The 19,772-nt window shown below is 76.5% G+C and carries 16 protein-coding genes; 8 read left to right on the top strand and 8 right to left on the bottom strand.

The window, feature by feature from the left end; genetic code table 11:
• Window positions 1-10 precede the first annotated feature (10 nt).
• Genes murJ through D0Z06_RS13055 form a run of 3 tightly spaced genes read right to left on the bottom strand, consistent with a single transcriptional unit; the run spans window position 11 to window position 4,943 of the window.
• Window positions 11-2,134, bottom strand: coding sequence for a murein biosynthesis integral membrane protein MurJ (gene murJ / locus D0Z06_RS13065; protein WP_233517654.1), 2,124 nt, complete (start codon window positions 2,132-2,134; stop codon window positions 11-13).
• Window positions 2,131-4,470 (bottom strand): DUF6049 family protein, encoded by a 2,340-nt coding sequence (locus tag D0Z06_RS13060; protein WP_117377871.1) that lies wholly within the window; start codon window positions 4,468-4,470, stop codon window positions 2,131-2,133. Before D0Z06_RS13060 ends, murJ begins: the two co-directional genes overlap by 4 nt.
• Window positions 4,467-4,943, bottom strand: coding sequence for an NUDIX hydrolase (locus D0Z06_RS13055; protein ID WP_117377870.1), 477 nt, complete (start codon window positions 4,941-4,943; stop codon window positions 4,467-4,469). Before D0Z06_RS13055 ends, D0Z06_RS13060 begins: the two co-directional genes overlap by 4 nt.
• A gap of 309 nt (window positions 4,944-5,252) precedes the next feature.
• On the opposite strand from D0Z06_RS13055, the gene D0Z06_RS13045 reads away from it, so the two are divergent.
• Complete coding sequence (locus D0Z06_RS13045) at window positions 5,253-6,752, top strand: CCA tRNA nucleotidyltransferase (RefSeq protein ID WP_233517653.1); 1,500 nt, start codon at window positions 5,253-5,255, stop codon at window positions 6,750-6,752.
• A 96-nt stretch (window positions 6,753-6,848) separates the two neighbouring features.
• On the top strand, window positions 6,849-7,790 hold the full coding sequence (locus D0Z06_RS13040; RefSeq protein ID WP_117377869.1) for a hypothetical protein: 942 nt from the start codon (window positions 6,849-6,851) through the stop codon (window positions 7,788-7,790).
• 65 nt (window positions 7,791-7,855) lie between these two features.
• On the opposite strand, the gene D0Z06_RS13035 is transcribed toward D0Z06_RS13040, so the two are convergent.
• The gene (locus D0Z06_RS13035; protein WP_117377868.1) at window positions 7,856-9,121 is read right to left on the bottom strand and encodes an MFS transporter; all 1,266 of its coding nucleotides are present in this window, start codon (window positions 9,119-9,121) and stop codon (window positions 7,856-7,858) included.
• A gap of 98 nt (window positions 9,122-9,219) precedes the next feature.
• Between D0Z06_RS13035 and D0Z06_RS13030 the strand changes: the two genes are divergently transcribed.
• Window positions 9,220-9,885, top strand: a complete 666-nt coding sequence (locus D0Z06_RS13030) for a YqgE/AlgH family protein (RefSeq protein WP_117377867.1) — start codon at window positions 9,220-9,222, stop codon at window positions 9,883-9,885.
• Between the two features lie 127 nt (window positions 9,886-10,012).
• Here the strand turns inward: D0Z06_RS13030 and D0Z06_RS13025 are convergent, their stop codons facing one another.
• From D0Z06_RS13025 to D0Z06_RS13015, 3 genes are all read right to left on the bottom strand, one after another.
• Window positions 10,013-10,780: a hypothetical protein gene (locus D0Z06_RS13025; protein ID WP_117377866.1), complete on the bottom strand. Its 768-nt coding sequence runs from the start codon at window positions 10,778-10,780 to the stop codon at window positions 10,013-10,015.
• A gap of 194 nt (window positions 10,781-10,974) precedes the next feature.
• Window positions 10,975-12,054 (bottom strand): inositol-3-phosphate synthase, encoded by a 1,080-nt coding sequence (locus tag D0Z06_RS13020; RefSeq protein ID WP_117377865.1) that lies wholly within the window; start codon window positions 12,052-12,054, stop codon window positions 10,975-10,977.
• A 96-nt stretch (window positions 12,055-12,150) separates the two neighbouring features.
• The gene (locus D0Z06_RS13015; protein ID WP_233517652.1) at window positions 12,151-12,810 is read right to left on the bottom strand and encodes a PadR family transcriptional regulator; all 660 of its coding nucleotides are present in this window, start codon (window positions 12,808-12,810) and stop codon (window positions 12,151-12,153) included.
• A 167-nt stretch (window positions 12,811-12,977) separates the two neighbouring features.
• On the opposite strand from D0Z06_RS13015, the gene D0Z06_RS13010 reads away from it, so the two are divergent.
• The 3 genes from D0Z06_RS13010 (at window position 12,978) to D0Z06_RS13000 (ending at window position 17,622) form a co-directional block, all read left to right on the top strand.
• On the top strand, window positions 12,978-13,391 hold the full coding sequence (locus tag D0Z06_RS13010; protein WP_199522296.1) for a DUF5318 family protein: 414 nt from the start codon (window positions 12,978-12,980) through the stop codon (window positions 13,389-13,391).
• A 456-nt stretch (window positions 13,392-13,847) separates the two neighbouring features.
• The gene (locus tag D0Z06_RS13005) at window positions 13,848-16,004 is read left to right on the top strand and encodes a transglycosylase domain-containing protein (RefSeq protein WP_233517651.1); all 2,157 of its coding nucleotides are present in this window, start codon (window positions 13,848-13,850) and stop codon (window positions 16,002-16,004) included.
• A 151-nt stretch (window positions 16,005-16,155) separates the two neighbouring features.
• On the top strand, window positions 16,156-17,622 hold the full coding sequence (locus D0Z06_RS13000) for a glycosyltransferase family 87 protein (RefSeq protein WP_117377945.1): 1,467 nt from the start codon (window positions 16,156-16,158) through the stop codon (window positions 17,620-17,622).
• Between the two features lie 147 nt (window positions 17,623-17,769).
• Here the strand turns inward: D0Z06_RS13000 and D0Z06_RS12995 are convergent, their stop codons facing one another.
• The gene (locus D0Z06_RS12995; RefSeq protein ID WP_233517650.1) at window positions 17,770-18,600 is read right to left on the bottom strand and encodes a deoxyribonuclease IV; all 831 of its coding nucleotides are present in this window, start codon (window positions 18,598-18,600) and stop codon (window positions 17,770-17,772) included.
• A gap of 190 nt (window positions 18,601-18,790) precedes the next feature.
• Between D0Z06_RS12995 and rpsF the strand changes: the two genes are divergently transcribed.
• Window positions 18,791-19,078, top strand: coding sequence for a 30S ribosomal protein S6 (gene rpsF, locus D0Z06_RS12990; protein WP_117377943.1), 288 nt, complete (start codon window positions 18,791-18,793; stop codon window positions 19,076-19,078).
• A gap of 2 nt (window positions 19,079-19,080) precedes the next feature.
• Window positions 19,081-19,563, top strand: a complete 483-nt coding sequence (locus D0Z06_RS12985) for a single-stranded DNA-binding protein (RefSeq protein ID WP_117377862.1) — start codon at window positions 19,081-19,083, stop codon at window positions 19,561-19,563.
• The last annotated feature ends 209 nt before the right edge of the window (window positions 19,564-19,772 follow it).

Here is a 19,772-nt window from a genome sequence, read left to right as displayed (position 1 = left end):
CGCCCGCCGCTCACCGGCGACCCAGCCGGGCCCTGGCCCGAGCCAGGGGTTCCCGGACCTCGGGCACCCGGGCGAGCACGATCCCGACGAGGGAGGCGACACCGACGACCACGGTACCGACGAGGAGGGTCCCGAGCGAGCCTGCGACCGAGGTCCCGAAGGCGTCCTCGGTCACCTCGACGGCGACCCACCCGAGGAGCGCCGCGACGAGTGACACCGCCGCCACGCGCAGCACCTGACCCGCCGCCTCGCCGGTGCGCAGCGCGCCCAGGCGGCGCCGCAGCGCCAGGTTCCCGAGCACCCACCCGGCGACGTAGGTGAGGCTGGTGACCAGCATCAGGCCCGCGACCACACCGTCGGGGGGGACGACCGCCGGGACGGCGAGCAGCAGCGGGACGCGGACGCCGACCATGCCGACCTGGATGAGCGTGGGCGTCCGCGCGTCCTTCATCGCGTAGAAGACCCGCAGCTGCAGGAGGGTGACCGCCATCGGCAGCAGGCCGAAGGCGCCGATGGCCAGCGCGACGCCGATCGCCCGGGCCTCCTCGACGCTGGTGTTGCCGCGGGCGAAGGCGACCACCGCCAGCGCCGGGCCGACGACGGTCAGCGCCGCGGTGACCGGCAGCAGACCGAGTGCCGAGAGCCGGGTGCCGAGCGAGAGGTCCCGGGCCACGCCCGGCACGTCGGCGCGGGCGGCGGCGCGGCTCATCCGCGGCAGCAGGGCGGTGAGCAGCGCGACGCCGATGATCCCGTAGGGCATGTGGAACAGCAGGCTCGCGATGCCGAACGCGCTGGACCCCAGGCCGCCGTCCCGGTTGGCCTGGTTGGCGATCCGGGTGGCCACCACGACACCGATCTGGCTGACCGCGACGTAGCCGATGACCCACAGCCCGAGCGAGCCCGCCTCCTGCAGGCCGGTCTGCCGCAGGTTCCAGCGGGGGCGCAGCGGGACGCCGACCCGGGGGAGCAGCGGCAGCAGGACCAGCGCCTGCAGGGCGATGCCGAGGGTGGTGCCGATGCCGAGCAGCCAGACCTGGGTGGGCGTGATCGTCGCGGGGGAGAGCTCGCCGGGGCCGCTCGCGGCGATGAACAGCGCGCCGGTCGCGATGACCACGACGTTGTTGAGCACCGGCGCCCAGGCCGGCGGGCCGAAGACCCCGCGGGCGTTGAGCACCGCCTGCGCGAGCGCGCCCACCCCGTAGAAGACGATCTCGACCAGGAGGATGCGGGCCAGCCAGTTGGCCAGCCGCACCTGGTCCGGGTCCCCCGAGATGCCGTAGAGCGAGGTCAGCAGCGGGGCGGCGGCGATCGCCAGCCCGGTGACCACCACCAGGCCGCTGAGGGCGACGGTGGCCAGCCGCTGGGCGTAGCGCACGCCGCCGTCGGCGTCGCGTTCCTGCGCGTGCACCAGCAGCGGGACGACGACCGACGTCAGCACGCCGCCGAGCAGCAGCTCGTAGACGATGTTCGGGAGGGTGTTGGCCGTGTTGTAGGCGTCGTTGACCAGGCCGACGCCCAGGGCCGCGGCCAGGACCATGGTGCGCAGCAGCCCGGTGACCCGGGAGACGAGGGTGGCCACGGCCATGGTGCCGGCCGCCCGGAGGATGCCCGTGCTCGCGCCGGGGGTGCCCTCCCGGGCCTCGGCCTCCTCGTCGCTCTCGTCGACCCGCCGGGGCACCGCCGGCAGCACCGGGATGAGCTGGGTGTCGTCGGGGCCCGGGACGAAGCGGGCCGGCCGGCGCGGCGGCGGGGGCGGCGGCAGGGGGCGGGCCCGCGCGACGGGCGGCGGCACCGGCGGCAGCGGCCGCGGCGCGGGTGCGGCGAGCCCGGCGGCGGTGCCCGGACCGGGGGTCGCCGGCGCCTGGGGGTAGGGCGGCGGGGGCAGCGGGGTCCCGCGACCGGAGCGCACGGACCCCGCGCCGGCCCGCTCCGGCCCCCGGGGTGACCAGGATCCGGCGGCGCGACCCGGCTCGGCGGTGCGCTGGGGCCCGGTGGACGGCGGCACGGGGGGCAGCGGCCGGGCGCGCTGCCGGACGGCGTCGGCGTGCCCGGGGCCGCCCTCCTCCGGCCGGTCCGCGGGCGGGCGCTCGCCGGGCGGCCGGTCCTCGAGCCGCCGGTCGCCGGTCGGGCTCACACCGGGCTCCGGGTGGGCGGCAGCGGGAGGGCGTCGTCCGCCTCCGGCGTCCCCCGCCGCCGGCGCACCAGGAAGCGCACCAGGCGGCGCAGGAAGAGCAGCGCGAGCAGCGCCGCGGCGCCGATCGTGATGGCCAGCGAGATCGAGCCGTAGGCGGTGCTCTTCACCTGCAGCTCGACCGGGTCGCCCAGCGGCACGCCGCCCGGCGTGGTGAGGGTCGCGACGACCCCGAAGCGCCCCGACTGGCGCACCTGCGCCGGTACCTGCAGCGTGGTGCGCTGCTCGGGCGCGAGCACCTGCGGGCCGATGTCCTCCACGGTCAGCGCGGCGTTGCCGCGGGCGCGCACCTCCAGGAGCACGCGGACGGCGAAGGGCAGGTCGTTCTGCACGGTGAGCACCAGCGGGGCCTCGCTGGAGGCCAGGCTGTAGCTGCCCTCGGCCGGCGCCAGCAGCGTGACGTCCTCGCGCAGGGCCTCCAGCGTGGCGCGGGTCCCGGCGGCAAGGGCGCGGAAGCCGTCGGGCTCGTCCCGCCAGGCCGCCGAGGCGGCGCGGGCGATCGCCTCGTCGTAGGGGGCCAGCGCGGTGGCGGGGTCCTCGGCCACGGCGCCGGCGAGGTCCTCGCGGACCGCGACGGCCGCGGCGAGGTCGGCCAGGCCGTCGAGGGGCAGGCCGCCCGGCTGCACCGGCACCACCAGCTCGCCGGCCCCGGCCCGGGGCCCGTCGGCGAGCTGGCCCAGGGTCAGGGACCGCAGCCACGGCTGCACCCCGGGGTCGGCGATCAGCGCGGCGGCGGTGGCCGGGTCGACGTCCAGCGCGCGCGGGGGCGCGACGAGGACGGTCTGCCCGGCGGTGCCGCCCGGCGCGGGGGCGAGGGTCAGCAGCGCCAGCTCGGCGAGGAAGCGCTGCCCGCCCTCGGCGAGCCCCCCGCCGTCCCGGGTCGGCAGCGGGCCCAGCCGCGGGTCGGACACCAGCACCGGGACCTCGCCGTCGGCGCCCGGCACCGTGGTGCGGGCGGCGGCCCCCTCTCCGGTGAGGCCGAGTGCCGCCGTCCCGTCGTCCAGCGCGCCGGCCGGGACGACGACACCGCCGACGCCCCCGGCGCGCAGGGTGGCCAGCGTGTCGGGGGCCAGCGCGGCGCCCACCGCCCAGGCGAGGTCGGTCCGCGGCTCGACGTCGAGGGTCTCGCCCAGCACGTCGGAGCCCACCCCGGCGACCGGCGGCTGCTCCGCGTCCGGGGCGCCGCCCGGCTCCGCCGTCCCGCCGGCCGCGCCCTCGCCGGTGGCACCGTCCCCGGCGGCGCCCGGCAGGCTGCGGGTGAGCACCTGCGACAGGCCGGCGGCGGTGAGGGAGTCGGCGTCGACGTCGCCGTAGGGCAGGGCGAGGACGTCGTGCTCGGCGGCGACGGCACGCAACCGGTCCAGGTACTCCCCGGCCTCCTCCGTCCCCTCGCCGGCGTCCTCCCGGCCGGCCACGTCGTAGGGGCCCGCGGCCATGACGCCGAGCTCCTCGACCAGCGCGGGGTCCACCGCCAGCGTCACCCGGGCGACCGGGGCCGGCTCGGCGCCCACGGCGGCGGTCTCCGGGATCCGCTCCACGGCGGCCAGCGCGCGGTCCAGCCGGCCGCCGGGGGACACCGCAGCGGCCAGGCCGTCGTCGACGAACCGGCCGGCGGCGTCGCGGTGGGTGCGCTCGGTCAGCGGCCACAGCCATGCCACGCCGGTGGGGACGGCGGGCTGGGCGGGTGGCTGCACCAGCCAGGTGGTCAGCTCCCCCACCCGCTGCCGCTCGCCGTCCTCGCCCACGCCGTTGAGGTTGACGACCAGGGGGTAGACACCCTCGGCGGCGATGCCGAGCTCCTCGGCGGTGGTGGTCAGGCTGAAGCCCGTCGAGTCCCCCGGTGCCAGCTCGCCGGGCAGGTCCGTGAACGGGGTGGCCGCGGCCGTCGCCGGGTCGTCGTCGGTCTCCGCGGCGACGAGCGCGGCCCGGCTGGTCAACTGCTCGCCGCGCTGCAGCCGGACGTCGAGGTCGGTGACCGCCTCCTCACCGGTGTTGGTGATCGTCCCGGCCACGGTGACGGGGACCCCGGGGGAGACGGTGCGCGGCTCCAGGCGGGTGAGGTCGACCGCCACCGGCCGATCGGGGTCGCCGGCGTCGTCGGGTGCCACCGGGCCCGGCGCGGCGGCCGCGGGCGGGGCGAGCAGGGTCACCGGGAGCGCGAGCACCGCCGCGGCCAGCGCGGCCAGCGGGCGGCGGGCAGGTCGCGGGGCGTCCGCCGCCCGCCGGGCGCCGGCGGTTCCGGGGGAGCGCTCCTGCGGGGACCTGGTGCCCCCGGTCACGCGCTGTCGGCGAGGAGGGCGGGGGCCCGCTCGACCAGTGCCCGCTCGTCGGCGTAGGCCAGCCGGGCGCTGAGCTCCTCGAGGGGGACCCAGGCCACCTCGGTGACCTCGATGTCGGCGTCGGACAGGGCTCCTCCGATGGCGCGCAGCAGGAAGTGGTGCACCGTCTTGTGCACGCGGCGGCCGTCCGCCACGAACCAGAAGTCGATGATGCCCAGGGGGGCGACCACCTCGCCGATGATCCCGGTCTCCTCCGCGACCTCGCGGACGGCGGTGTCCTCGGGGGTCTCCCCCTCCTCGATGTGGCCCTTGGGCAGGGACCACAGGAGCCGGCCGCGGCGGTCGGTCCGGCCGATGAGGGCCGCCCGGGGCCCGGTCACGCCGTCGTCGGCCACCACCAGGCCCCCGGCGGAGGTCTCGTCGACCCGGCGCAACCGGCGGCCGGGGCGCCCTCGCCCGCCCGTCCCAGCCATGCCAGGAGGGTAGCGCGACCGACGCCACTACCCTGGACCGTCGTGTCCGGACAGCCGCAGAGTCCTCGCCCGGTCGCCGCCGGGACGCCGTCCACCGGGACGGCGCCGCCCGGGGGTGCCGTGCCGTCGTCGGCTGCCGCGCCGCCCCCGGCCCCCGCCGGTGCCGCGCCCCCCGCCGAGGCCGTGCCTCCCGCCGAGGCCGTGCCTCCCGCCGAGGCCGTGCCTCCCGCCGAGGCCGTGCCTCCCGCCGAGGCCGTGCCTCCCGCCGAGGCCGTGCCTCCCGCCGAGGCCGTGCCTCCCGCCGAGGCCGTGCCCCCCGCCGAGGCCGTGCCCCCCGCCGAGGCCGTGCCCCCCGCCGAGGCCGTGCCCCCCGCCGTGCAGGAGACGGTGCGGCAGCTCGTCGACCTCTCCCCCGTGCTCACCCGGCTCGGGGAGCGCTTCGCCGAGGCCGGTTTCGAGGCGCACCTGGTCGGCGGGTCGGTGCGCGACGCCCTGCTCGCGGCCGGGTCGGCGGGGCCGGCGGTCCCCGGCGACCTCGACGTCACCACCGACGCCCGGCCGACCGAGGTCCTGCGCCTGCTGCGCGGCCTGGCCAGTTCCACGTGGAACACCGGCATCGCCTTCGGCACCGTGGGTGCCGAGGTGGACGGCGTCCGGCTGGAGATCACCACCTTCCGCGCCGACCGGTACGACCGGGAGTCGCGCAACCCCGAGGTGGCCTGGGGTGACTCGCTGGTCGACGACCTCGCCCGCCGGGACTTCACGGTCAACGCCATGGCGGTGTCCCTGGGACCCGACCGGACCGTGACCGACCCCTACGGCGGCCTCGGTGACCTGCTGGCGCGGCGGCTGCGGACCCCGGGGGCCGCGACCGCCTCCTTCGCCGACGACCCGCTGCGGATGCTGCGCGCCGTCCGGTTCGTCGCCCAGCTCGGGCTGACGCCGTCCGACGCGGTGGTCGGGGCGATGATGTCGATGTCGGGCGAGCTGGCGAGGATCACCCCGGAGCGGGTGCAGACCGAGCTGACCAAGACGCTGCTGCAGGACTCCCCCCGCGCGGCGCTGGAGCTGTTCGTCGCGACCGGCCTGGCCGGCGTCGTCCTCCCCGAGCTGTCGGCGCTGCGGATGGAGATCGACGAGCACCACCAGCACAAGGACGTCTACGCGCACTCGCTGACCGTGCTCGACCAGGCGATCGCCCTGGAACGGGCCGATGCGGGGCACGCGTCCCCCGACCTCGTGCTGCGGCTGGCCGCGCTGCTGCACGACGTGGGCAAGCCGGCCACCCGCCGGCACGAGCCGCGCGGCCGGGTCTCGTTCCACCACCACGAGGTGGTCGGCGCCAAGCTGGTGCGCAGGCGGCTGACCGCGCTGCGCTACCCCAAGGACGTCGTCGAGGCCGTCGCGCGGCTGACGTTCCTGCACCTGCGCTTCCACGGCTACGGCCGGGGCGAGTGGACCGACTCGGCGGTGCGCCGGTACGTCACCGACGCCGGCGACCTGCTGCCGCGGCTGCACAAGCTGGTGCGCTCGGACTGCACGACCCGCAACCGGCGCCGGGCCGCGGCCCTGGCGGCGACCTACGACTCCCTGGAGCGGCGGATCGCGGAGCTCGCCGAGCAGGAGGACCTCGCGCGCGTGCGCCCGGACCTCGACGGCAACCGGATCATGGAGGTCCTCGGCATCCCGCCGGGGCGCGAGGTCGGCGAGGCCTGGCGGTTCCTCAAGGACCTGCGCCTGGAGCGCGGCCCGCTGGACCCCGACGAGGCCGAGGCCGAGCTGCGCGCCTGGTGGTCCCGCCGCAGCTGACGCAAGCGGAGTGCCCCGTGCGAGTTCTTCTCGCACGGGGCACTCCGCTGTGGACGGCGGGCCCGGGGAACCAGCCGGTCCGCCACCCTCTCGCGGGTGCGACTGCCCCCGATCCACCACCTCGGCCACCCGGTCGCCCCGCGGCGGCTCCTGCTGGAGGCGGGCATCAGCCACTACCGGCTGCGGACGGCGGTGGCGTCGGGGCGCTGGCAGGAACCGCTCCCCGGCGTGTTCGTCAGCCACTCGGGGCCGCTGACACGTCGACAGCGCTGGCAGGCCGCGCTCTGCTACGCCGGGGCCGAGGCCGTCCTCTCCCACCGCAGCGCGCTGCTGGCCTGGGGTGCCCGGGTGGACGAGGCCGGTCGGGCGTCCCGGGTGGCCGGCGTGCGAGGTCGGTACGCGGTCCCGACCGAGGGCGGCCTGGTGGAGATCACCGTCCCCCACGGCCGGCACCTGCTCTCGCGGGCCTTCGTCGTCGTCCACCAGAGCCGGCGGCCGGTGCCCCCGGACCGGGTCGTCGACCGGCTCGCCGTGGCGCCGCCGGCGCGTGCGGCGGTGGACGTCGCCGTGACGGCCGGGCGCCGTGCCGACGTCGACCACGTCGTCGCGGACGTCCTGCAGCGGGATCTGTGCACGGTCGGTGACCTGGAGGTCGAGGTGGCCGCGCTGGGGCGGCGGTCGACCTCGTGGCTGCGGCAGGCGGTCGCCGATGCCCGGCGCGGAATGCGGTCGGTGGGCGAGGCGGACCTCCGACGGGCGGTGCTGGCCGCCGGTCTCCCGGAACCGGAGTGGGGCGCCGCGGTCGAGACCCCGCGCGGCACCTTCTTCGTCGACGCGCTGTGGCGGCGTCGCGGGGTCGCAGCCGAGGCCGACGGGGCCGCCTTCCACCTCTCGGCCGCCGACTGGGCCGGCGACCTCCTGCGGCAGAACGCGCTGCAGGCCGTGGGCCTGGTCCTCTTCCGCTTCCCGGTGCGCCGGCTGCGCGCGGAGCCGCTGGCCTGCGGTCTCGAGCTCGCCCCGCACGTCGCAGGGGCGTGAGCGGAGTGCCTCCTGCGAGGTCCTCTCGCACGGGACACTCCATCCACCCCGGCGGATGCGGGCGCTCAGCGGCGGAGGGCGGTCGCGGTGGCCGCGAGGAGGTAGAGCGCGCCGACCGCGAGCAGCACCGGGGGCGAGACCCCCGCCGGCGGCAGCACGGCCGCGCCCAGCCCCAGCGCGGCCACGTAGGCGACGTTGACCAGGGTGTCGTAGACGGAGAACACCCGGCCGCGGACGTCGTCGTCCACCACCTCCTGCAGCGTGGTGTCGACGCAGACCTTCACGCCCTGCCCGAGGAAGCCCAGCACCAGCGCCGCGAGCACCACCCCGGTCAGCTGGGCCGGCAGCCCGAGGACGACGACCAGCACGCCCCCGCCCCCGAGCAGGCCTGCGACCCAGGGCGACCGGCCCCAGCGCCGAACGGCCGCGGGGGTCACCGCCGCCGCGGCCACGGTCCCCACCGCCCCGGCGGCGACGGTCACCCCGAGACCGGTCAGCCCCCCGGGCACCGGGCCGCCCTCACCGCCCGGGGTGGCGCGGAACAGCAGCAGGGTCATCAGGGTCACCAGCCCGAAGCAGAGCCGGTGCACGGTGATGACGCCGAGGGCGGCCCGCACCGGAGGCAGGGACCACGCGTGCCGCGCGCCGGCGACCATCCCGTGCACGACGTCGCGCACCTCGCCGGCCGCCGACCGGGCGCCCTCGTCCGGGCCGAGGTAGGGGCGCGGGAAGCCGGCCGCGGCGGCCGCGGCGGCGAGATAGGGCACCGCCGCCGCCAGCGCGACCAGCGCGTAGCCGGCGTCCCCCGCGCCGAGGAGGGGCAGCGCGGCCACGGCGGCCGCACCGCCGGCGACGGTCGCCACGCCCCCGGCCGTGGTGGACAGCGCGTTGGCCGACACCAGGGACGGCTGCTGCACCGTGTGCGGCAGCGCGGCCGACAGCGCGGCGAGCACGAAGCGGTTGGCCGAGAACACCGCCAGCCCGGCGAGCAGGAACGCCGGCCCCGCCACCCCGGCGGCCACGAGAGCGGCCAGGGCGGCGACGAGCACCGCGCGCACCGGCCCGGCCCACAGCAGCACCTGCCGCCGGCTCCAGCGGTCCAGCCACACGCCGGCGAACGGGCCGACCACCGAGTACGGCAGCAGGAGCACCGCGAAGCCGGCCGCGACGTCCACCGGGTCGGCGGCCCGCTGGGGGTTGAACAGCACCGTCCCGGCGAGCGCCGCCTGCAGGACGCCGTCCCCCGCCTGGGCCAGCAGCCGGGTGGCCAGCAGTCGCCGGAAGTCCGCCCGCGGCAGGAGGTGCCGCGCGGACGTCCCGGCCTGCCGCACGCGCTCACCCTACGGCCGCCGCGACGGCGGCCGTGACGTTCGAGACGGAGGTGTCCGGAGCCTCCCCCGGGCCGCCGGGTGGGGCACACTGGACGGCGATGACTCCCCCGTCCTCGCCCGACCCCGACAGCGGCCCGCCGGCCCGTCCCGCGACCGGCAGGCGGCGCCGTGACGCCGTCCCCGCGGTGTCGATCGGCTCGGTCGCGGACGTGCGACCGGGGTCGCTGCTGGTCGCGATGCCCTCGCTGACCGACCCGACCTTCGCCGGCGCGGTGGTCTACGTGCTCGACCACAACGACAGCGGCACGCTCGGCGTCGTCCTCGGCCGGCCCAGCGGCGTGGAGATCCGCGACGTGCTGCCGGGCTGGTGCGACCTCGCGGTGCCGCCGGGCGTCTTCCACGTCGGCGGCCCCTGCGAGACGGACACCGCCCTGTGCCTCGCCGTCTCCCCCGCCGCCGCCGCGCTCGGCGACCGGGGGCTGCGACGGGTGGCCGGCGACGTCTACCTCGTCGACCTGGACACCGACCCCGAGGAGCTCGACGGCGGGGTGAGCGGGCTGCGGGTCTTCGCCGGCTACGCCGGCTGGTCGCCCGGCCAGTTGGCCGGCGAGGTCGCCGAGGGGGCGTGGGCCTGCGTCCCGGGGACGCCGGAGGACGTCGTCAGCGACCTCTCCGGCCCGCAGCTGTGGCGGCGGGTGCTGGCCCGCCAGAGCGGGCTGCTGGCGGTGCTGTCGACCGCGCCGGCCGACCCGACCCTGAACTGACCCGGCTCACCCGATCCGGCGCGTCGCGCGGCCAGGGGAGGCGCGCGGTGCCGATCTCTGGTAGGAAAGCCCTCGGAGGGGGCGGTCTGGGGAAGAGGCCGCCCCCTCCACCCGTGCCCGGCCCCGGTCAGAGGCCGACGGTCGCCGCCACCTCCGGGTGCGCCGGGCCGTCCACCGTCTCCTCGTCCCGTGGCAGCGCGATCGTGCGCGGGCCGTGCTCGGAGAGGGTCACCGTCGCGTCGGTGCCGCCCACCGGGGCCGCGAACTGCACGAGCAGCTCGCTGCTGCGGTCGACCGCCACGGTCCACCCCGACTCGGCGCCGTAGACGCTGGTCAGCTCCCCGTCGATGGAGCGGTCGCCCTGCCAGCGGTAGCCGCCGCCGAGGAAGGCCGCGGGGTCGTCGGCCTCCTCGGCGGCGAGACCCAGCACCACCTGCACCAGGACGTCGGTCAGCGGTGGGGCGTCCCCCTCGGCGAGCGGGCGGCGCACGTAGGAGGCGGCGGGCAGGCCCGCGGCGCTCAGGACGTCGGCCAGCCCGGGGACGTCGCCCAGCCAGACGTCGTCCGCCGTGAAGAAGACCGTGCGGGTCAGCTCGGGGCCGCCGTTCCCGGGGTCGGCGACGGCCTGCGCCCGCCCGGCCCGGCCGTCGAGGTCGACCTCCCCGGTGAGGGTCAGCACGCCGTCGGCGCCGTAGGGCGCGCTGGCGACGAACGCCGCCCCGCCCTGCTCCGCGTTGCGGCTGAGCAGGCCGCCGAGGACGCCGGCCTCCTCGGCGGTGACCCGGTCCCCCACCGGGCGCTGCTCGTCGCCGCCGCAGCCGGCGAGCAGCGCCGGGCCCGCCAGGCCGAGGGCCAGCACGCCGGCGGCGAGGGGACGGCGGCGCGAGGCGGGCATGGCGGCCAGGGTAGGCAGCCGCGTGACCGGGCGCGGGGGCCCGACACGCGACCGGGCCCGCCCTCCGTGCGGAGGGCGGGCCCGGACGGCCTCGCTGCCGGGCCCCGCCGCGAGCCTGCGAGCGGTGGGGGGCAGGGTGGCCCCGTCCCGAGGCTCACCCCGAGCTTGCGAGGGGTGAGGAGGACGGGGTCCTCTCAGCGCTCGACGTCCCCGCGGATGAAGGCCTCGACCGCGTCGCGGGCCTCGGAGTCCGAGTACTGCACCGGCGGGCTCTTCATGAAGTAGGACGACGCGGACAGGATCGGGCCGCCGACCCCGCGGTCCTTGGCGATCTTCGCCGCGCGGATGGCGTCGATGATGATCCCCGCGGAGTTCGGGGAGTCCCACACCTCGAGCTTGTACTCCAGGTTCAGCGGGACGTCGCCGAACGCGCGGCCCTCGAGCCGGACGTAGGCCCACTTGCGGTCCGACAGCCACGGCACGTGGTCCGACGGGCCGATGTGCACGTTGCCCTGGCCCATGTCGCGGTTGACCTGGCTGGTGACGGCCTGGGTCTTGGAGATCTTCTTCGACTCCAGGCGCTCGCGCTCGAGCATGTTCTTGAAGTCCATGTTGCCGCCGACGTTGAGCTGCATCGTGCGGTCGAGCTGCACGCCGCGGTCCTCGAAGAGCTTGGCCAGCACCCGGTGGGTGATGGTCGCGCCGACCTGGGACTTGATGTCGTCACCGACGATCGGGACGCCCGCGGCGGTGAACCGGTCGGCCCACTCCGGGGTGCCGGCGATGAAGACCGGCAGCGCGTTGACGAAGCCGACCCCGGCGTCGAGGGCGGCCTGGGCGTAGAACTCCGCGGCCTGCTGCGAGCCGACGGGCAGGTAGCAGACCAGGACGTCGGCGCCGGACTCGCGCAGCGCGGCGACCACGTCGACCGGCTGCTCGTCGGACTCCTCGATGGTCTCCCGGTAGTACCGGCCGAGCCCGTCGAGGGTGGTGCCGCGCTGGACGGGCACGCCGAGCGGGGGCACGTCGCAGATCTTGATCGTGTTGTTCTCGCTGGCCACGATCGCCTCGGAGAGGTCGCGGCCGACCTTCTTGGCGTCGACGTCGAAGGCGGCGACGAACTCGACGTCCGAGACGTGGTACTCGCCGAAGCGCACGTGCATGAGGCCCGGCACCGACGTCGTCTCGTCGGCGTCCCGGTAGTAGTGCACCCCCTGCACCAGCGAGGCGGCGCAGTTGCCGACTCCGACGATGGCGACCTTGACGGTTCCCATGCAGATCTCCTTGGTTCGGACCGGTTCGCGGTCGGTGGACGGTCGGACCGCGAACGGTCCGGGCGGTGGACGGGGGCGGCGCTGCCCCCCGGGGGGTCAGGTGGGACGGGGTCTGCCGGTCCCCTCGCCGGGGCCGGTCCCGGCCGGTCCGGCGCCGTCGTCCCGGGGCCGGTCGGGGTCGGGGTGGTCGGTGGGGGTGCGCTCGGTGTCGACCAGCTCGCGGTCGATCAGCTCGGCCAGCCAGCGGACCTCGCGGTCCACCGAGTCCAGGCCGTGCCGCTGGAGCTCCAGGGTGTAGCGGTCGAACCGCTCCCGGGTGCGGGCCAGGGAGGCCCGCAGCCCCTCCCGCTGCCGCTCGACGGTGCGGCGGCGGCCTTCGAGGATGCGCAGCCGCACGTCGGCCGCGGTGTGCCGGAAGAAGGCCAGGCGGACGCCGAACAGGCCGCCGTCGTCGTAGGCCTCCGGACCGGACCGGCCGGCCAGCTCGTGGAAGTGCTCCTTGCCCTCCGCGGTGATCCGGTACACGACCTTGCCGCGCCGGCCGGTCAGCGGCGGGGCGTCGGCCGGGAGCAGGGCGCCCGGTGCCGGCTCGTCGGTGGTGACGTACCCGGCGGCGTGCAGACGCTTGAGCGCGGGGTAGAGCGACCCGTAGGAGATGCTCCGCAGCCCCCCGAGGACCTGGGCGAGCTGCTTGCGCAGCTCGTACCCGTGCATCGGCGACTGCTGGAGCAGCCCGAGGATGGCGAACTCGAGCACGTCGCCCCCTCCCGTCCCGTGCACCTCGATGTATCGAGACGATACATCGACATCGGTCGGGCACCACAACAGGAGGTGACCGGCCGGTGTCCGGCGGCGACCGCCGGGGCGGCGCCCACGACCGGCGAGGGGTCCCGGGAGGGGGACCCGGTGCGTAGATTGAGCGCGTGCCCGGACGTCGATCCGTCGTGGACTACTCGCTGCAGCGGCGAGCGGTCCTGGCCGGCGTGTACGCCGGCCGCACCGGGGTCTCCGAGGTCTGCGACGCCAGCCCGTACCTGTCGCGGGCCGCCCGGTACCACGGTGAGCAGACCGACGTCGCCTGCCCGGTGTGCCGCCGGGAGCGGCTGACCCGGGTGAACTACGTCTACGGTGACGCACTGGGGCCGGCGGCCGGTCAGGCCAAGACCCAGGCCGAGCTCGCGCGGATGGACGCCGCCCAGGAGGAGTTCACCGTCTACGCCGTCGAGGTGTGCCGCGGGTGCGGCTGGAACCACCTCGACTGCTCGTACGTCCTGGGTGCGGAGCCGGACCCGGGCCGCCAGCGTCGGCGCAGCCGCCGGCGGGCCGCGACGGAGTAGCCGCCGGCCGCCACGACGGAGTGGTCGCCCCCCGGGAGCACGTGCCGGGTGCACGTGTTCCGCGTCACGGCGGGGAACAGGCGCTGCCGTGTTCACTGGTTGGGGCTGGTGGGGCGTCGCCCTGCGGCCGCTGCGCGGGTCTCCCGCCGCGCCACACCTGAAGACGCCACCCTGGGACGACCGACGTCCGTCGGCGTGTCCCCCGTGTATCGAACCAGAGAGGGGCCCCTCGTGCCTCCCCACGACGAGACCTCACCGGTCGGCCCGCGCGGCGGCTCGGTCCGCCGGCCGTCCCCCGGGCGCACGGCCGGGAACGCCGGCGGCGGCAGCGCCCGCCGCCCGCCGTCCGGGCGCGGTGGACGGACCTCGGCGTCCCGGACCGGCGGGTCCCGCCCCACCGGCAGCCGCCCGACGGGCAAGCGCCCCGCGCGGAAGGGCGGGCCGAGGCGGCGCCGCGTGCTCAAGGCCTCACTGGCCGCGCTCGTCGGCCTCTTCGTGCTGCTCGGGGTCTTCGTCGGCGTCGTGTACGCCACCACCGAGGTCCCCGACCCCGGCTCGGTGCAGAACGCGCAGACCACGGTTGTCTACTACGCCGACGGCACGACCGAGATGGCCCGGCTGGGTGCGGAGAACCGCACCAACGTCAGCCTGGAGGAGGTCTCGGAGCCGGCGCGGCAGGCGATCCTGGCCGCGGAGAACCGGAACTTCTACAACGACCCCGGCATCTCGGCCACCGGCATCGTCCGGGCCGCGTGGAACAACCTCACCGGCGGCTCGACGCAGGGCGGCTCGACGATCACCCAGCAGTACGTCAAGAACGCCTTCCTGACCGCCGACCAGACGTTCAGCCGCAAGTTCCAGGAGCTCTTCCTGGCCATCAAGCTGGACAACCAGTACTCGAAGGACGAGATCCTCGAGAACTACCTCAACACCATCTACTTCGGCCGCGGCGCCTACGGCATCGAGGCCGCCGCCAACACCTTCTTCGGCGTCCCGGCCAGCGAGCTGACCGCCGAGCAGGGTGCGGTGCTGGCCGTCCTGGTGCGCAGCCCGTCGACCTACGACCCGGAGGCCAACCCGGAGGGCGCGCAGGACCGCTGGGAGCTGGTCCTCGACGCGATGGTCGAGGAGGGCTGGATGGAGCCCGCCGCCCGCGAGTCGGCCGCCTACCCGCCCGTGCTGCCCAAGACCGGCTCGTCGCTGGGCATCCCCGCCGGCCCGGAGGGCCTGGTCGTGCAGCGGGCGATCGGCGAGCTCGAGGCCAAGGGGTACACCGAGCAGCAGATCCGCGCCGGTGGCCTGCGGATCACCACCACGGTCGACAAGGCCGCGCAGGACGCCGCCATCGCCGCGGTCACCGACGTGACCGCCGGCGAGCCGGAGAACCTGCGGGAGGCCCTCGTCGCCATCGACCCGACGACCGGCGCCGTCCGCGCGTACTACGGCGGGCCGAGCGGCACCGGCAACGACTACGCGCAGGCGCAGCGCCAACCGGGGTCGTCGATGAAGCCCTACGTCCTGGCCACCGCGCTGGAGCAGGGCATCAGCGTCACCTCGCGCCGGGACGGTTCCTCGCCGCAGGAGTTCCCCGACCGGGAGGCGCCGGTGCGCAACTCCGGCGGCGTCTCCTGCGGGGCGTGCACCCTCGTCGAGGCCATGACCCGGTCGCTGAACACCACCTTCTACGGCCTGGCCTACGAGGTGGGCCCGCAGAACGTGCGGGAGACCGCCCTGGCGGCCACCGACCTGCCCGAGACCTGGGCCGGCGGACCGCTGGAGGGCAACACCACGCTGGCCAACGCCGACGGGGACACCGGCTCGGCGATCGGCATCGGCGAGTACGAGATGCGCCCGATCGACCAGGCCCACGGCTTCGCCACCTTCGCCGCCGGCGGGGTCGAGCGGGACCCGTACTTCGTGGCCCGGGTGACCGACACCGAGGGCGCGGTGCTGCTCGAGTACGGCGGCGACCCCGGTGAGCAGGTGATGAGCGCCGACATCGCCAACGACGTCACCTACGCCCTGGAGGGCGTCGCCGGGTACTCGAAGCGCTCCCTCAGCGGGGGGCGCGAGGTCGCCAGCAAGACCGGTACCCAGGGCCTCAACAGCGAGGACAACTCCGACGCCTGGATGGTCGGCTACACCCCGTCGCTGTCGACGGCGGTGTGGATGGGCACCGACGGCCGGGAGCCGATCGTGAACTCCGACGGGGCCATCGTGTACGGCTCGGGGCTGCCCGGCGCCATCTGGCAGCGGTTCATGGACACCGCGCTCGAGGGGACGCCGGAGGAGGACCTGCCCAACCGCCCCGTCATCCGCGGTGACAAGGGCGACCGCGGGGTGCCGGCCCCGGCGCCGGTGACCACCCAGGCGCCTGCGCCGACCACCACCGAGGCCCCGGAGCCGGTCGAGACCGAGGCCCCGGAGCCGGTCGAGACGGAGGCCCCGGCACCCACGACGACCCAGCCGCCGGCACCGTCCTCGTCGCCGCCGGTGTCGCCGCCGACGGTCGAGCCCGAAGGCCCTGACGCCGACGAGCAGCCGGGCAGCCCGGGTCCGGAGCCCCCCGCCAACGGGGCGCCTCCCGTCGACCCGCAGCAGCAGGGCGGCTGACCGCTCCTCGGGCAGACTGGCGCGGGTGAGCGAGCAGCACCCGGACGACCCCCTCCCGGACCCCCCGGCCGCACCGTCGGCCGGGGGGGCCGTGCCGTCCGGGGCCGTGCCGTCCGGGGCCGTGCCGTCCGGGTCCGTGCCGTCCGGGGCCGTGCCGTCCGGGGTCAGGCCGCCGGGGGACGACGGCACGCGGCCCGACCGCGTCGTCCCCACCTGGACCGACCCGGTGGCCGCCCAGGCCAGCGAGGCGGTCGGCGGGCCGTGGGGCCGGCACGCGGTGACCGGCCGCGCCCCGTTCTGGACCCCGCTGCGGGTCTGCCTGCTGTTCACGACCGCGGTCCTCGCCCTGGCGTGGACCAAGCAGGCACCCTGCGCGGACGGGAACTGGGCGGGGTCGGTGCAGTACACCCACTTCTGCTACTCCGACACCGTCCCGCTGTTCGGCCTGCACGGCCTCGACCGCGGCGAGCTGCCCTACCTCGGGTCGGCCGTCGAGTACCCCGTGCTCACCGGGGCGTTCATGGTCGTGGCCGCCGCGCTGGGCCGGGTCTACGGGTCGCTGGCCGACACGACCGCGCTGCTGCCCGTCGTCCCCCCGGTGCAGGCCTACTACGTGGCGACCTGCCTGCTGCTGTCGGTGTGCGCGCTGCTCACCACCCGGGCGGTGCTGGGCACCGCCGGCCGCCGGCCGTGGGACGCCGCGCTGGCCGGCCTCTCGCCGGTGCTCTTCGTGCACGCCTTCACCAACTGGGACCTCTGGGCGGTCGCGCTGGCGTCGCTCGGGCTGTGGGCGTGGGCGCGCGAGCGGCCGGTCCTCGCCGGCGTCCTCCTGGGCCTGGGGGTGGCCGCCAAGCTCTACCCGGTGCTGCTGCTCGGCGCGCTGTTCCTGCTGTGCCTGCGCGCCGGCCGGCTGGCCGTGTGGGCGCGGACGGCGGCCGCGGCGGCGCTGGCCTGGCTGGCCGTCAACGTGCCGGTGGCCGCGCTGGCACCGGAGAACTGGTCACGCTTCTTCCGGCTGAACAGCACCCGGCCCGCCGACCCCGACTCGCTGTGGAACATCGCCATCACCACCAGCGGCGGCCGGCTGTTCGACGGGCCGCTGGCCGAGGGCCAGGCGCCGACGGTGCTCAACGCCGTCGTGGCGGTGAGCACACTGGCCATGGTGGCCGCGGTCGCCTGGCTGGTGCTGACGGCGCCGGTACGGCCGCGGGTGGCCCAGGTGGCCTTCCTGCTCGTCGCCGGCTTCCTGCTGCTCAACAAGGTGTGGAGCCCGCAGTACTCGCTGTGGCTGCTGCCGCTGGCCGTGCTGGCCCGGCCGCGCTGGCGGTCGCTGCTGCTGTGGCAGGCCACCGAGGCGCTGCTGTGGGTGCCGCGCATGCTCTGGTACCTGGGCACGGACGACCGCGGGGTGGACGTCGAGTGGTTCTTCCTCGCGGTCACCCTGCGCGACGCCGCGGTCATCGGGCTCGTGGCGCTGGTCGTGCGGGACGTGCTGCACCCCGACCGGGACGTCGTCCGCACCAGCTGGCCCGGCGTCGACGACCCCGGCGGGGGCGTCCTCGACCACGCCCCGGACCGGGTGTCCCGACGCCGCCGGTCGCCCGCGCCCGCGGGATAGGAAGCTGTTCCTGCGTCAGGCGCCGCCGGACACGGGCGTAGCTTCCTCTTCCGCGCGCCGGCGCCCGCACGTCGGCCGCCCGCCGGGTCGGCGCCCGCACGTCGGCCGCCCGCCGGGTCGGCGCCCGCGCGTCGGCCGCCCGCCGGGTCAGGCGGACAGGGCGGCGCGGAGGGCGGCCACCTCCTCGGCGTGGGCGGCGGCGTCCCCCGGCGTCTCCAGCACCACCGGGCCGCCGGCGGCCCGCGCCACCTCGACGAGCAGCTCGGTCGGGATCTCCCCGCCGGCCAGCGGGGCGTGCCGGTCGCGGCTGGAGCCGGCCGGGTCGCGGCTGTTGTTGAGGTGCACCAGGTCGATCCGCCCGGTGATGGCACGGACGTCGTCCACCGCCGTGGCGAGGTCCCAGCCGGCCGCCCAGGCGTGGCAGGTGTCGAGCACGAACCCGGCGCCGAACTCCCCCACGGCCTCCCACAACCGGGCGATCGCGTCGAGGTCGCGGGCCATCGCGTTGCCGCCGCCGGCGGTGTTCTCGATCCAGAGCGGGACGGCGAACCCCCCGGTCTCCGCCTGCCGGGCGAAGGTCTTGCGCCAGTTGTCCACCCCGGCCGCCGGGTCGTCCTTCGCGAGGACGTGCCCGCCGTGCACCACCAGGCCCAGCGCGCCGACCGCCGCGGCGGCCTCCGCGTGCGTGGCCAGCAGCTTGCGGCTGGGGATGCGGATCCGGTTGTTCGTCGTCGCCACGTTGAGCACGTACGGCGCGTGGACGACGACCGCGACGTCGCCCTCGCGCAGGGCGTCGGCGTCCGGCCGCGGCTTCGGCGCCGTCCAGCCCTGCGGGTCGGCCAGGAAGACCTGGACACCGTCGGCGTCCATCTCGGCGGCCCGGGCCAGCGGGCCGCCGTCGTCGAGCTCGTTCTCGTCGGTCAGGCCTGGGCCGACGTGGACGCCGATGCTGGGCCGGGCGGCGGGTGCGGGAGCCACGGCGGCGACCTTAGTTCGCGGGGCGGACGGTCCCGCCGGTCGCGGACGCCGGCCGTCGCCCCCCGGGCGCGCGTGTACGCTGGACCGAGCGCGTTCCCCCGGTCCGCCCGGGTGGGGCGCGCGACGCGTGTACGACCCTCCTGCTGCAGACCGACTGCAGCCGCCCAGACCAGAGGAGGTGGGGTTCTCCGTGCGTCACTACGAACTGATGGTCATCCTCGACCCCGACCTGGAGGAGCGCACGATCGCGCCCTCCCTCGACCGGTTCCTCACCGTGGTCACCAACTCCGGTGGCACCGTGAAGACCGAGATCTGGGGCCGTCGCCGGCTGGCCTACGAGATCAACAAGCAGATCGAGGGCATCTACGCCGTCGTCGACATCCAGGCGACCCCGGCCGCGGTGGCCGAGCTCGACCGCCAGCTCAACCTCAACGAGTCGGTCCTGCGCACCAAGCTGATCCGGCCCGAGGTCCACTGAGCATGGCCGGCGAGACCGTCATCACCGTCATCGGCAACCTGACGTCGGACCCGGAGCTGCGCTTCACGCCGTCGGGTGCCGCGGTCGCCAACTTCACCGTCGCCTCGACGCCGCGGACCTTCGACCGGCAGTCGCAGGAGTGGAAGGACGGCGAGGCGCTCTTCCTGCGCTGCAACGTGTGGCGGCAGGCGGCGGAGAACGTCGCCGAGTCGCTGACCCGCGGTTCGCGGGTGATCGTCTCCGGCCGGCTCAAGCAGCGGTCGTTCGAGACGAAGGAGGGCGAGAAGCGCACCGTCGTCGAGCTCGAGGTCGACGAGATCGGCCCCTCGCTCCGCTACGCCACCGCGAAGGTCACCAAGGCCTCCCGCGGTGACGGCGGTGGCGGTGGTGGCTTCGGCGGCGGCGGTGGCGGCGGCTTCGGGGGCGGCGGGTCCAGCGACCCGTGGTCGACCCCCGCGTCGTCGTCCGACGAGCCGCCCTTCTAGAAGGACCCCGCTGCCCCCCACGCCTCGCTCCGCTCGGCGCGGGACCCTGCAGCGGGGCCGCCCGTCCTCCTCACCCCTCGCACGCTCGGGGTGAGCCTCTGGACGGGGCCGCCCGTCCTCCTCACCCCTCGCACGCTCGGGGTGAGCCTCTGGACGGGGCCGCCCTTGCCCCCGCAGCCCGCTCCGCGGGAACCCTGCAGAGGGGCCAC

This window comes from Geodermatophilus marinus (genome assembly GCF_003428645.1).
Lineage (GTDB): Bacteria > Actinomycetota > Actinomycetes > Mycobacteriales > Geodermatophilaceae > Geodermatophilus.
Note: the sequence above shows the minus strand (reverse complement) of the source record. Positions and strands in the feature narration are given on the sequence as shown.

Coding starts and splice junctions, on each gene's coding strand:
- D0Z06_RS13055 (WP_117377870.1), bottom strand. CDS start 4,943: ATGGCTGGGACGGGCGGGCGAGGGCGCCCCGGCCGCCGGTTGCGCCGG.
- D0Z06_RS13025 (WP_117377866.1), bottom strand. CDS start 10,780: ATGCCCGCCTCGCGCCGCCGTCCCCTCGCCGCCGGCGTGCTGGCCCTC.
- D0Z06_RS13020 (WP_117377865.1), bottom strand. CDS start 12,054: ATGGGAACCGTCAAGGTCGCCATCGTCGGAGTCGGCAACTGCGCCGCC.
- D0Z06_RS13030 (WP_117377867.1), top strand. CDS start 9,220: ATGACTCCCCCGTCCTCGCCCGACCCCGACAGCGGCCCGCCGGCCCGT.
- D0Z06_RS12985 (WP_117377862.1), top strand. CDS start 19,081: ATGGCCGGCGAGACCGTCATCACCGTCATCGGCAACCTGACGTCGGAC.